Below are 12,112 nucleotides of genomic sequence, written 5' to 3' on the forward strand. Positions count from 1 at the left end.
CGAGCCTGCTCGCGATGGGGCCGGAAAATGCAACAACCCATCAGGCCCCAGGCCAGAACGCCCGAATCCCCGCGACACCCTGGGCCCCTGCGGTCCAGGCCTTCTGCCGTTCTTCAGGACCGACCCCGCCCAGCAGGAACACCGGTTTGCTGAAACCGGCGATCAACTGCGACGCCTGCTCCCAACCCAATGGCACGGCGTCAGGATGAGTCTGGGTCGGCTGCACCGGCGACAGAGTGACGAAGTCCACGCCCATCTGCTCGGCCAGGCTCAATTCCTCGGCATTGTGACAGGACGCCGCCAACCAGCGCGAAGCCGGTAGCGGACGCCCGGCGCTGGCGTACTTGCGCAACTGCGCCGCCGTGACGTGCCAGCCGGCCGAGGGGAAATCTCCCAACCACTCGAACGGCCCCTTGAGCATCAATTGTGCCTTGCCGGCACACAAGCCCACCGCATCCACCGCCAGATCGCGGTACTTGGGGTCATAACCGTTGGGTGCCCGCAGTTGGATCAACTTGATGCCGCCGGCGATGGCTTTCTGGATCCCGCGCAACAGCACCGGGGTTTCCAGGTCCTCTGGAGTAATCAGGTAATCCGCGGGCAAGCGCGCTGCGGCGACAATCGGCTGGTTGGCCGCGGGAAACTCGTAGTCGCCCAGCTCCCGTGCAGTCACCCAGGCCAATGGCTGGCCTTCGGCACCGTGGGGTTCGCCGTTGAAGGCCGACACTTCCCAGACGTCCAGCAACACCTGCTTGTCCGGATAGTCATGCTGGACCTTGATCAACGGCCGCGCAGCCATGACCTCGATGCCCAGCTCCTCCTGCAGTTCGCGGGCGAGCGCGGCCTGTACCGCTTCACCCTCCTCGACCTTGCCCCCGGGAAACTCCCACAGGCCGCCCTGGTGCTGGCTATCGGCGCGACGCGCGATCAGGATCTTGCCGCTGGCATCACGGATCACCGCTGCGGCTACATGGACTCGTTTCACCGCGCTACTTCCTCCAGGCCGGCTTGCTGCCAGGCCTTGAAGGCTGGCCATTGGTAAATCGTCTCGACATAGGCCGCGTCGACCGCCGGCAATTGCACCTGATAGGTACGCAGGCGCACGGCAATCGGGGCAAAAAACGCATCGGCCAGGCTGACCGTGCCGAACAGGAACGGCCCGGCTTCGGTGGCGGCGGCGCGACACTCGGCCCACAGCGCCAGCATCCGCTGGATCTCTGCCTGCACCTCGGCCGGCATCGGCGTCAGCGGCGCGTCACGGCTCAGGTCAAACGGCATGCTGCCACGCATGGCAAAAAAGCCGCTGTGCATCTGTGCGCACGCTGAACGCGCCTGGGCGCGGGCGGCGATATCCTTGGGCCAGAGGCCGGCTTCAGGGAAGCGCTCGACCAGGTACTCGGCAATCGCCAGTGAGTCGGCAATGGTGCCGTGCTCGGTCTTGAGCAGTGGCACCTTGGCCGTCGGCGAATGCTTGAGCAGCCGCTCGCGGGTATCGGGCTGGTTGAGTTTGATCAGTTCTTCGGTGTAGCTCGCACCCGCGAGATTCAGTGCCAGGGCACCGCGCAGGGACCAGGAGGAGTGCAGTTTGTCGCCGATGATCAGGTGGTAGCTCATGTTCGGGGACCTTTGGCTGAGGGGACAAGCAGGAGGCCTGCGGCCTCCATGGTGGGCAAGCCTTGCGCCTACAGGAGGAGCGCAGCCTGCCCGGCGTGCATTAGGTGCGGTATTCGGCGTTGATCTTCACGTACTCGTGGGACAGGTCGGTGGTCCAGATGGTTTCGCTGCAGTCACCCCGGCCCAGTTCGATACTAATGGTGATTTCTTCACGCTGCATCACCGCCGAGCCCTGGGCTTCGGTGTAGCTGGCTGCACGTGCGCCACGACTGGCAATGCACACCTCGCCAAGGAACACGTCGATCTTGCTCACGTCCAGGTTCGGTACGCCGGCACGGCCGACAGCGGCCAGGATCCGCCCCCAGTTCGGGTCGGAGGCGAACAGCGCGGTCTTGATCAGCGGCGAGTGCGCCACGGTGTAGCCGACGTCCAGGCATTCCTGGTGATTGCCACCGCCGTTGACTTCGACGGTGACGAACTTGGTCGCCCCTTCGCCGTCACGCACGATGGCCTGCGCCACGTCCATGCACACCTCGAACACCGCCTGCTTGAGCGCCGCGAACAACGGGCCGCTGGCCTCGGTGATTTCCGGCAGAGCCGCCTGGCCGGTGGCGATCAGCATGCAGCAGTCGTTGGTCGAGGTATCGCCATCGATGGTGATGCGGTTGAACGACTTGTTGGCGCCGTCCAGCATCAGGTTCTGCAGCACTTCGCGGGAGACTTTGGCGTCGGTGGCAATGTAGCCCAGCATGGTCGCCATGTTCGGACGAATCATCCCGGCGCCTTTGCTGATGCCGGTCACGGTGATAGTCACGCCGTCGTGCTGGAACTGCCGGCTGGCGCCCTTGGGCAGGGTGTCAGTAGTCATGATCCCGGTGGCCGCGGCTTCCCAGTTATTTTCCGAGAGGTCATCGAGGGCGGCCTGCAGCGCGCCTTCGATCTTCTCCACCGGCAGCGGTTCGCCAATCACCCCGGTGGAGTACGGCAGCACCTGGCTGGCATCGACGCCAGTCAGTTGGGCCAGCTTGGCGCAGGTGCGCTCGGCAGCGGCCAGGCCGGGTTCACCGGTACCGGCATTGGCATTGCCGGTGTTGGTCAACAGGTAACGCACCGCACCCTGGACCCGTTGCTTGGCCAGAATCACCGGCGCGGCGCAGAAGGCGTTCAAGGTGAACACCCCGGCGACGGTCGAGCCTTCGGCACAACGCATGACCACGACATCCTTGCGCCCAGGGCGCTTGATGCCAGCCGAGGCGATACCGAGTTCAAAACCGGCAACCGGGTGCAACGTGGGCAAAGGACCAAGACCAACAGCCATGAATGCGCTCCTCACTAGATAATGTCTGCACCCGGGGCGCCGCGTTTTTTGGCGCGCGGCGTCGGTGCTTCGAATGGTAAAACGCCGCGACGGCTGATGCCGGTCGCGGCGTGGGTATTTCAGCGTTGACGACGGGTTTTACTGGATCTGCCCGTGGCAATGCTTGAACTTCTTGCCCGAACCGCAGTAGCACAGCTCGTTGCGGCCCAGCTTCTGCTCGTTGCGCACCGGCGCGGTGGCGAGGGCCACATCGACCTCTTCACCCAACAGCTCCGGTTGCTCCAGGCCTGGCGCATCGTCGTGCAGGAACTGCATGCGGGCGGCCAGCGCCTCGGCTTCCTGGCGCAGGCGTTGCTCTTCTTCGATCGGATCTTCGCGACGTACCTGAACGTGGGACAGGACCCGGATCGAGTCGCGCTTGATCGAATCCAGCAACTCGGAGAACAGCGTGAACGACTCGCGCTTGTATTCCTGCTTCGGGTTCTTCTGGGCGTAGCCACGCAGGTGGATACCGTGACGCAGGTGGTCCATGGTCGACAGGTGGTCTTTCCACAGGTCGTCCAGCACGCGCAACACGATTTGCTTCTCGAAGGTGCGCAGGGCATCGGCGCCCGCCTGGTCTTCTTTTTCGTTGTACGCGGCGATCAGCGCTTGCATCAGCTTCTCGCGCAGGGTCTCTTCGTACAGGTGATCGTCTTCGTCGAGCCATTGCTGGATCGGCAACTTCACCCCGAAACCGCTTTCCAGCTCCGCTTCCAGACCGGCAACGTCCCACTGCTCAGGCAGCGATTGCGGAGGAATGTGCGCCGAAACGGTGGCGTTGAGTACGTCCTGGCGGAAGTCGGCGATGGTTTCGCCAATGTTGTCGGCGGCCAGCAACGTGTTACGCATGTGATAGATCACTTTACGCTGTTCGTTGTTGACGTCATCGAACTCCAGCAATTGCTTGCGGATGTCGAAGTTACGACCCTCGACCTTGCGCTGGGCCTTTTCGATGGCGTTGGTCACCATGCGGTGCTCGATCGCTTCGCCAGGCTGCATGCCCAGGGCCTTCATGAAGTTTTTCACCCGGTCAGAGGCAAAAATACGCATCAGGCTGTCTTCCAGCGACAGGTAGAAGCGGCTGGAACCGGCATCACCCTGACGACCGGCACGACCACGCAACTGGTTGTCGATACGACGCGATTCATGACGCTCCGAGGCAATCACCTGCAAGCCGCCCGACTCGAGCACTTGCTGGTGACGCTTCTGCCAGTCGGCCTTGATCTGGGCGATCTGTTCCGGCGTCGGGTTCTCCAGGGAAGCCACTTCCACTTCCCAGTTGCCGCCCAACAGGATGTCGGTACCACGACCGGCCATGTTGGTGGCGATGGTCAGCGCGCCAGGGCGACCGGCCTGAGCAATGATCTCGGCTTCCTTTTCGTGGAACTTGGCGTTCAGAACCTTGTGTTCGATGCCTTCCTTGTCGAGCAGGCGCGACATGTGCTCGGAGGTTTCGATGGTCGCGGTGCCCACCAGTACCGGGCGCCCCGCGGCCATGCTTTCCTTGATGTCGGTGACGATGGCGGCGTACTTCTCGTCCGCGGTGAGGAACACCAGGTCGTTGTAGTCTTTACGCGCCAGCGGTTTGTTCGGCGGGATGACCATGACCTGCAGGCCATAGATCTGGTGGAATTCGAACGCTTCGGTGTCGGCTGTACCGGTCATGCCGGACAGTTTGTTGTACAGACGGAAGTAGTTCTGGAAGGTGGTCGATGCCAGGGTCTGGCTCTCGGCCTGGATGTTCAGGTTTTCCTTGGCCTCGATGGCCTGGTGCAGGCCTTCGGACAAACGACGGCCCGGCATGGTGCGACCGGTGTGTTCGTCGACCAGGACGACCTGGCCATCCTGCACGATGTATTCGATGTTGCGGTGGAACAGCTTGTGCGCGCGCAGGCCGGCATACACGTGGGTCAACAGGCCCAGGTTGTGCGCCGAGTACAGGCTCTCGCCTTCCGCCAGCAGACCGATGCGGGTCAGCACTTCTTCAATGTACTGGTGACCGGCTTCGTTGAGCTCGACCTGGCGGGTCTTCTCGTCGACGCTGTAGTGACCGGCCTTGGTGACGACCCCTTCCACTTCCTCGACGTGCAGCTCCAGTTGCGGGATCAGTTTGTTGATCTCGATGTAGAGCTTGGAGCTGTCTTCGGCCTGACCGGAAATGATCAGTGGGGTACGGGCTTCGTCGATGAGGATCGAGTCGACTTCGTCGATCACGGCAAAATTGAGTTCGCGCTGGAATTTTTCTTCCATGCTGAACGCCATGTTGTCGCGCAGGTAGTCGAAACCGAATTCGTTGTTGGTGCCGTAGGTGATGTCGCAGGCGTAGGCCGCGCGCTTCTCTTCCGGCGGCTGGAACGGCGTGACCACGCCGACCGTCAGGCCGAGGAATTCATAGAGCGGACGCATCCAGTTGGCATCGCGGCGGGCCAGGTAGTCGTTCACCGTGACCACGTGCACGCCTTTGCCGGACAGTGCGTTGAGGTAAACGCCCAGTGTCGCCACCAGGGTCTTGCCTTCACCGGTACGCATTTCGGCAATCATGCCTTCGTGCAAAGTCATGCCGCCGATCAACTGGACGTCGAAGTGGCGCATGCCCATGACGCGCTTGCCGGCTTCGCGGGCTACCGCAAAGGCCTCAGGCAGCAGTTTGTCGAGGGACTCCCCTTTGGCGAAGCGAGCCTTGAACTCGTCTGTCTTGGCACGCAATTGATCGTCCGAAAGGGCCACCATTTGCTCTTCGAAGGCATTGACGAGTTGCACCGTCTTGAGCATGCGTTTGACTTCACGCTCGTTCTTGCTTCCAAAAAGTTTCTTTAACAAAGGCGCAAACATATCGGCAGGATCTTCCACACTAAAGGGATGGAGGGCGGCCCCGTGAGTCGCCCGAGCAGCCCTCATGGCCGCATGCGAACGAGCATTCTACCCGGAAACGGTGGTGAGGAAAGTGGCGTTATTCCACGATGCTGGCACAGCGCTGTGACGGGGCTCACTTAAAATAAGGGCTTTTTACTGAACTTCAAGCCATTTGCAGCAGAAGTTACTCATTGATTTAATGAGCAAAGCGGTGACAAAGCAATGGGTCGGGTGTGTCCAGCACTTTCTGCTACCATGGCGGCTCTGTTACCTAAGGTGTCTGATCATGGCATTTCGCCCTCTTACGGCCAGAGCACCCGCCGTTCTGCTACGAGAAGCCAAACCGTTAAAAGCCATATTCGGCCACGCACAACGCCTGGGTCATTTGCAGCGCTTGCTCGAAAGCCAGTTACAGCCGGCCGCCCGGGAACATTGCCACGTGGCTTCCTGGCGCGAAGGCAGCCTGCTGTTGATCGTCACCGACGGACACTGGGCCACCCGCTTGCGCTACCAGCAAAAACGCCTGCAACGTCAATTGCAGGCCTTCGACGAGTTCGCCAGCCTGACGCGGATTCTGTTCAAGGTTCAACCGCCCACCGTGCAGCAAGGAGCGGCGGGCCACACCATGGACCTGTCCAGCGACGCGGCGGCCACCATCCAGGCCACGGCCGACGGGATCACCGATCCCAATCTGCGGGCGGCCCTGGAGCGCCTGGCAGCACACGCCAAGCCCAAGGCCTGAGCGATTCATTGATGAGGGTGGAAGCAAGCTCGCGCCGAACCTCAGCGGCGCTTGCTGCCCCCCAGCAACGACCCCATCAACCCGCGAACCAACTGCCGGCCCAACTGATTGGCGGCCTGGCGCATCGCTGATTTGAGCGCTTGCCCGGCGGCGGTGCCGAGAAACTCGCCGGCCTGCTCGGTGAAGCTCGGTCCCTCTGCCGCGGGCTTGTCCGGCACCGCCTCGGCCTCCGGGGCCAAGCCCTTGCGCCCCACCAGCACTTCATAGGCGGACTCGCGGTCGATCGGCTTGTCGTAGCGCCCGACCAACGGTGAATGGGCAATCAGCGCGGCACGTTCAGCCTCGTTCAATGGCCCGATACGCGATTGCGGCGGTGCCACCAGCACCCGCTGGACCATCTCCGGCGTGCCTTTCTCCTGCAAGGTTCCCACCAGTGCCTCGCCAATCCCCAGGTCCGTCAGCACCTGCAGCGCACTGAACGCCGGGTTGGGCCGGAAGCCGTCCGCCACCGCTTTCAGGGATTTCTGCTCCTTGGCGGTAAATGCCCGCAGCCCGTGCTGGATGCGCAAGCCCAGTTGGGCCAGCACGTCATCGGGCAGATCGCCCGGCGACTGGGTGACGAAATACACCCCCACGCCCTTGGAGCGGATCAACCGCACTACCTGCTCCAGGCGCTCCTGCAGGGCCTTGGGTGTACCGGCGAAGAGCAAGTGAGCCTCATCGAAAAACAACGCCAGCAGCGGTTTCTCGGCGTCGCCACGCTCCGGCAGTTGCTCGAACAGTTCGGCCAGCAACCACAGCAGGAAGGTCGCGTAGACCTTCGGCGCCTCGTGCACCAGGCGGCTGGCATCGAGCAGGTGGATGCGCCCGCGACCATCGCTGGCCGGCGCGAGGATGTCCTGCAGTTGCAGCGCCGGCTCGCCGAACAACGCCTCGGCGCCCTGCTGTTCCAGGGTGGCCAGGCGCCGCAACAGTGCCTGGCTGGAGCCGGTGGTCATCAGGGCGGCGTCATCGCCAAGCAGTTCGGGATTGTCCTTGAGGTGATTGAGCAGGGCCTTGAGGTCCTTGAGGTCCAGCAGCAACAACCCCTCGCGATCGGCCACCTTGAAGGCGGCATACAGCGCCGACTGCTGACTGTCGGTCAGTTCCAGCAGGCTGCCGAGCAACAACGGGCCCATTTCACTCAAGGTTGTGCGCAACGGATGACCGGACTGCCCGTGGATATCCCACAACGTCACCGGATAGGCCGCGGGTTGGTAGTTGAGCCATGGCATGCCGGCAATCCGCTCGGCCACCTTGCCCTGGGGATTGCCCGCCGCCCCCAGCCCGCACAGGTCGCCTTTGATATCGGCGGCAAACACCGCGACCCCGGCATCACTGAACGCTTCGGCCAGGCGTTGCAGGGTGACGGTCTTCCCGGTCCCGGTGGCGCCCGCCACCAATCCGTGGCGGTTGGTCAGGCGCATGGCCTGGGCAATCGGCTGGCCTTGAAGGTCGGCACCAATAACGAGTTTTAATGAATCAGGCATTTTGTCACCCATGATTAAGCTTTGGCCCTACACAGCCGATAGAGATAAGCGAGAGACCAGACTGAATATCAGGTCGGATAATTCCCTAAGGAACTACGGAAATATCAGCTTATGTGCCACAGCGCCTATCGTGCGCGCTTTTTTGTCGCAACACGCCCCACACAATAAGACATTAGCGGACACCACAAGCCATGAACAACAATCTGCGCTTCAGCCACAAAATCCTGCTTGCCGCCGCCCTTATCGTCATTGCCGCGTTCGCTACCTTTACGCTGTACAACGATTATTTGCAGCGCAATGCGATTCGCCAGGACCTCGACGGCTACCTCAATGAAATGGGGGATGTCACCGCGAGCAACATCCAGTCCTGGCTGTCAGGGCGCATCCTTTTGATCGATAACCTGGCGCAGAACATCGCCATCAATGCCGATGATGCCCACGTCGCCGAGTTGCTGGAACAAAAAGCCCTGACTTCAACTTTCATGGCCTCCTACCTGGGTAATGCCAGTGGCAGCTTCACCATCCGCCCGGAGGTGAAAATGCCCGACGGCTTTGACCCGCGCGGGCGGCCCTGGTACACCGGCGCACAGAGCAGCGCCAGCGCCACACTGACCGAACCCTATGTCGATGCGGCCACCGGCCAGACCATCATTTCCATTGCCAGCGCCTCGAAAAAAGCCGGCAGCAATGTCGGGGTGGTAGGCGGCGACCTGAGCCTGCAGACCCTGATCGACAACCTCAAGGCCGTGGATTTCGACGGCATGGGCTATGCCTTCCTGGTCAACGCCGACGGCAAGATCCTGGTGCACCCGGACAAATCCCTGGTGATGAAGTCGCTCAGCGAGGCGTATCCGCACAACACCCCGCGCATCGGTGGCGATTTCAGCGAGGTCGAGGTGGACGGCAAGCCGCGCATTTTCACCTTCAGCCCGATCAAGGGCCTGCCCTCGGTCAACTGGTACATCGGTCTGTCCGTGGACAAGGACACGGCCTTCGCGATGCTGAGCGAGTTCCGGACCTCGGCGATCATCGCCACGGTGATTGCCGTGACAGTGATTATCGCCCTGCTCGGCATGCTGATCCGCTTGTTGATCCAGCCGCTGCACGTCATGACCCGTGCCATGCAGGACATTGCCGACGGTGAAGGCGACCTGACCCGCCGCCTGACTATCCAGAACCACGATGAATTCGGCACCCTGGGCGTTGCCTTCAACCGCTTCGTCGAGCGCATCCACGGCTCGATCCGCGAGGTCTCGTCGGCCACCGAACAGGTCAACGAAGTCGCCTTGCGGGTGGTCAGCGCCTCGAACTCGTCGATGCTCAACAGTGACGAACAATCGAGCCGCACCAACAGCGTGGCGGCCGCCATCAACCAGTTGGGGGCCGCCACCCAGGAAATCGCCCGCAATGCCGCACAAGCGTCGCACCAGGCCAGTGATGCCCGCAGCCTGGCCGAAGATGGCCAGCACGTGGTCGATCGCAGCATCGCCGCGATGAATCAACTGTCGAGCATGCTCAGCGCCTCCAGCAGCAACATCGAGTCGCTCAACAGCAAGACCGTGAACATCGGGCAGATTCTCGAAGTGATCACCAGCATCTCCCAGCAAACCAACCTGCTGGCGCTCAACGCAGCCATCGAGGCCGCGCGAGCCGGTGAGGCCGGACGCGGTTTTGCGGTGGTGGCCGATGAAGTGCGCAACCTGGCGCACCGCACCCAGGAGTCGGCGCAACAGGTGCAAACCATGATCGAGGAGCTGCAAGTCGGCGCCCGTGAGTCGGTCAGCACCATGGGCGACAGCCAGCGCCATAGCCAGGACAGCGTGGAGATCGCCAACCTGGCCGGTGAACGCCTCAACAGCGTGACCCTGCGCATTGGCGAGATTGACGGCATGAACCAGTCGGTGGCCACGGCTACCGAGGAGCAGACTGCCGTGGTGGAGTCGATCAACGTCGACATCACCGAGATCAACACCCTCAATCAGGAAGGCGTGGAAAACCTGCAATCGACCTTGCGGGCCTGCTCCGACCTGGAACAACAGGCGGCGCGCCTCAAGCAATTGGTGGGCAGCTTCCGCATTTAAACGCTCCAGCAGGCGTTGTCAGGACTTGCCTTCAGGCTCGGGTTTTTCCTGCAACTGCTGCCACAACTCGGCTGCACCGGGAAACTCGGTGCCGTCTTCACTGCTCAAGTCATCGGGGTCGTAACGGCTCAGGCAGCCCTCGCCCAAGGTGGCGGGGGCTGTGGAGGTGGCCTTGTCCAGTGGATCGCTCATGGTCCGCACCCAGCAACAAAAAAGGGCCTCAAGCGTACAACGCTTGAGGCCCTTGTGCCTGTCGGCGGCGAATCAGAACACCACGGTCTTGTTGCCATGCACCAGCACGCGGTCTTCCAGGTGATAGCGCAGGCCGCGGGCCAACACCATCTTCTCGACGTCACGGCCGAAACGCACCATGTCTTCAATGCTATCGCTGTGGCTGACGCGCACCACGTCCTGCTCGATGATCGGACCTGCGTCCAGCTCTTCGGTGACGTAGTGGCAAGTGGCGCCAATCAGCTTCACACCGCGCATCGAGGCCTGGTGGTAAGGCTTGGCCCCCACGAACGACGGCAGGAAGCTGTGGTGGATGTTGATCACTTTGTGTGCGTACTCGCTGCACAGCTCAGGCGGCAGGATCTGCATGTAGCGCGCCAGCACCACCACTTCGGCATCGTGTTGCTTGACCAGGCGCGACACTTCGGCAAAGGCCGGTTCTTTGTTCTGTGGATCCACCGGCACGTGGTAATAAGGAATGCCGTGCCACTCGACCATGCTGCGCAGGTCGTTGTGGTTGGAAATCACGCAGGAAATCTCGCAGTCCAGTTCGTCGCTGTGCCAGCGGTGCAGCAGGTCGGCCAGGCAGTGGGACTCGCGGCTGGCCATCAGCACCACGCGTTTTTTCTGCGCGGTGTCGGTGATCCGCCAGTTCATCGAGAACTCTTCGGCGATCGGGGCAAACGCTTCACGGAAGGCCTCCAGACCGAACGGCAAGGAGTCGGCCCGAATTTCGTGACGCATGAAGAACCAGCCACTGAGATTGTCCGAGTGATGGCTCGCTTCAGTGATCCAGCCATTGTGTGACGCCAGAAAGTTACTGACCTTAGCAACGATGCCGACGCCGTCCGGGCAAGCGATCACTAGCCGAAAAGTGCGCATAGGGGGAAAACTCCAGAACTTCGCAAAGGCCGCCATTCTAGCGATTGCGCAGCAAAACTGCAGTATTGATCAGCAATCGCCCCGCCTGCCGCCGCTACACACTGGCTTTTATCGGTCAATTGGTGACGTTTCACGCCAACGCAGGACGTCTTGAGAAATACGCAAGAAGGGTTTTGTGAATAACTGTGATCATTGCCGCTGATATTTTAACTGTGAGTGTATTTTTCGCCTCAATCACTCTAATCGAATCAAATAAAAGTCCGCTTATATGTTTACTTGATGAAACACCCTGACTATTATTGCGCCACTGTCCCCTGCATCCTGTGCCTAACATAAGGTAGTCCTCATGTCCCTGATCAACGAATACCGCGCCACCGAAGAAGCGATCAAAGAGCTGCAAGCCCGTTTGAAGAACCTGTCCCAAGACGACAAGCTGCAAACTGAGCTGGAATTCGAAGGCAAACTGCGCACCCTGATGGGCGAGTACTCCAAATCCCTGCGCGATATCATCGCCCTGCTGGATCCGGAATCCAAAGTTAAAGCCCCACGCGGCGCAGTGAAAACTACCGGCACCAAGCGTGCACGCAAGGTTAAACAATACAAGAACCCGCACAACGGCGAAGTCATCGAAACCAAAGGTGGCAACCACAAGACGCTGAAAGAGTGGAAAGCCAAGTGGGGCGGTGACGTGGTTGAAGGCTGGGCAACCCTGCTGGGCTAAGCCGCAACCCGTCTCGCAGGTTCACTTGCGAACAGAAAAAACGCCAGCTTGCGCTGGCGTTTTTTTATGGATGTTATTCAACACATTTCATCAGGGTTT

10 protein-coding genes and 1 pseudogene are annotated in these 12,112 nt (G+C 61.2%); 4 read left to right on the forward strand and 7 right to left on the reverse strand.

Translation table 11 applies throughout. The features are described 5' to 3' along the window. Positions 1-40: 40 nt before the first annotated feature. The 4 genes from AACY45_RS24615 to secA all read right to left on the reverse strand — a co-directional run bounded on the left by AACY45_RS24615 (position 41) and on the right by secA (position 5,806). Positions 41-985, reverse strand: coding sequence for a Nudix family hydrolase (locus AACY45_RS24615; RefSeq protein ID WP_339547900.1), 945 nt, complete (start codon positions 983-985; stop codon positions 41-43). Continuing rightward, positions 982-1,614, reverse strand: a complete 633-nt coding sequence (locus AACY45_RS24620; RefSeq protein WP_339547902.1) for a glutathione S-transferase family protein — start codon at positions 1,612-1,614, stop codon at positions 982-984. Before AACY45_RS24620 ends, AACY45_RS24615 begins: the two co-directional genes overlap by 4 nt. A 100-nt stretch (positions 1,615-1,714) precedes the next feature. Further along, positions 1,715-2,932, reverse strand: a complete 1,218-nt coding sequence (gene argJ, locus AACY45_RS24625) for a bifunctional glutamate N-acetyltransferase/amino-acid acetyltransferase ArgJ (protein WP_339547904.1) — start codon at positions 2,930-2,932, stop codon at positions 1,715-1,717. 138 nt (positions 2,933-3,070) lie between these two features. Further along, positions 3,071-5,806 carry a preprotein translocase subunit SecA gene (secA, locus tag AACY45_RS24630; RefSeq protein WP_339547906.1) on the reverse strand — a complete coding sequence of 912 codons (2,736 nt, stop codon included), beginning with the start codon at positions 5,804-5,806 and terminating at the stop codon, positions 3,071-3,073. Between the two features lie 307 nt (positions 5,807-6,113). Between secA and AACY45_RS24635 the strand changes: the two genes are divergently transcribed. Continuing rightward, positions 6,114-6,569 (forward strand): DUF721 domain-containing protein, encoded by a 456-nt coding sequence (locus AACY45_RS24635; protein ID WP_095165711.1) that lies wholly within the window; start codon positions 6,114-6,116, stop codon positions 6,567-6,569. 41 nt (positions 6,570-6,610) lie between these two features. Here the strand turns inward: AACY45_RS24635 and AACY45_RS24640 are convergent, their stop codons facing one another. Then, entirely contained in the window at positions 6,611-8,098 is a 1,488-nt protein-coding gene (locus AACY45_RS24640; RefSeq protein ID WP_339547908.1) for a helicase HerA-like domain-containing protein, read from the reverse strand. A gap of 191 nt (positions 8,099-8,289) precedes the next feature. On the opposite strand from AACY45_RS24640, the pseudogene AACY45_RS29360 reads away from it, so the two are divergent. Both AACY45_RS29360 and AACY45_RS29365 read left to right on the forward strand, forming a co-directional pair. Then, a pseudogene (locus AACY45_RS29360) lies at positions 8,290-9,321 on the forward strand (HAMP domain-containing protein); the annotation flags it as partial. Positions 9,322-9,414: 93 nt separating this feature from the next. Then, the gene (locus AACY45_RS29365) at positions 9,415-10,179 is read left to right on the forward strand and encodes a methyl-accepting chemotaxis protein (protein ID WP_445261220.1); all 765 of its coding nucleotides are present in this window, start codon (positions 9,415-9,417) and stop codon (positions 10,177-10,179) included. Between the two features lie 18 nt (positions 10,180-10,197). On the opposite strand, the gene AACY45_RS24650 is transcribed toward AACY45_RS29365, so the two are convergent. Continuing rightward, positions 10,198-10,371, reverse strand: a complete 174-nt coding sequence (locus AACY45_RS24650) for a hypothetical protein (protein ID WP_339547912.1) — start codon at positions 10,369-10,371, stop codon at positions 10,198-10,200. Between the two features lie 72 nt (positions 10,372-10,443). Continuing rightward, positions 10,444-11,292 carry a formyltetrahydrofolate deformylase gene (gene purU / locus AACY45_RS24655; RefSeq protein ID WP_095165714.1) on the reverse strand — a complete coding sequence of 283 codons (849 nt, stop codon included), beginning with the start codon at positions 11,290-11,292 and terminating at the stop codon, positions 10,444-10,446. A gap of 346 nt (positions 11,293-11,638) precedes the next feature. On the opposite strand from purU, the gene mvaT reads away from it, so the two are divergent. After that, positions 11,639-12,013 carry a histone-like nucleoid-structuring protein MvaT gene (gene mvaT / locus AACY45_RS24660; protein ID WP_005790963.1) on the forward strand — a complete coding sequence of 125 codons (375 nt, stop codon included), beginning with the start codon at positions 11,639-11,641 and terminating at the stop codon, positions 12,011-12,013. The last annotated feature ends 99 nt before the right edge of the window (positions 12,014-12,112 follow it).

Origin of the sequence: Pseudomonas sp. RA_35y_Pfl2_P32, from assembly GCF_963970735.1 — a bacterium.
GTDB lineage: Bacteria > Pseudomonadota > Gammaproteobacteria > Pseudomonadales > Pseudomonadaceae > Aquipseudomonas.

What these genes read in the sequence shown, in the direction of transcription:
- argJ (WP_339547904.1), bottom strand. Translation starts at nt 2,932, where the DNA reads ATGGCTGTTGGTCTTGGTCCTTTGCCCACGTTGCACCCGGTTGCCGGT.
- AACY45_RS24620 (WP_339547902.1), bottom strand. Translation starts at nt 1,614, where the DNA reads ATGAGCTACCACCTGATCATCGGCGACAAACTGCACTCCTCCTGGTCC.
- secA (WP_339547906.1), bottom strand. Translation starts at nt 5,806, where the DNA reads ATGTTTGCGCCTTTGTTAAAGAAACTTTTTGGAAGCAAGAACGAGCGT.
- purU (WP_095165714.1), bottom strand. Translation starts at nt 11,292, where the DNA reads ATGCGCACTTTTCGGCTAGTGATCGCTTGCCCGGACGGCGTCGGCATC.
- AACY45_RS24650 (WP_339547912.1), bottom strand. Translation starts at nt 10,371, where the DNA reads ATGAGCGATCCACTGGACAAGGCCACCTCCACAGCCCCCGCCACCTTG.
- AACY45_RS24635 (WP_095165711.1), top strand. Translation starts at nt 6,114, where the DNA reads ATGGCATTTCGCCCTCTTACGGCCAGAGCACCCGCCGTTCTGCTACGA.
- AACY45_RS24640 (WP_339547908.1), bottom strand. Translation starts at nt 8,098, where the DNA reads ATGCCTGATTCATTAAAACTCGTTATTGGTGCCGACCTTCAAGGCCAG.
- mvaT (WP_005790963.1), top strand. Translation starts at nt 11,639, where the DNA reads ATGTCCCTGATCAACGAATACCGCGCCACCGAAGAAGCGATCAAAGAG.
- AACY45_RS29365 (WP_445261220.1), top strand. Translation starts at nt 9,415, where the DNA reads ATGCTCAACAGTGACGAACAATCGAGCCGCACCAACAGCGTGGCGGCC.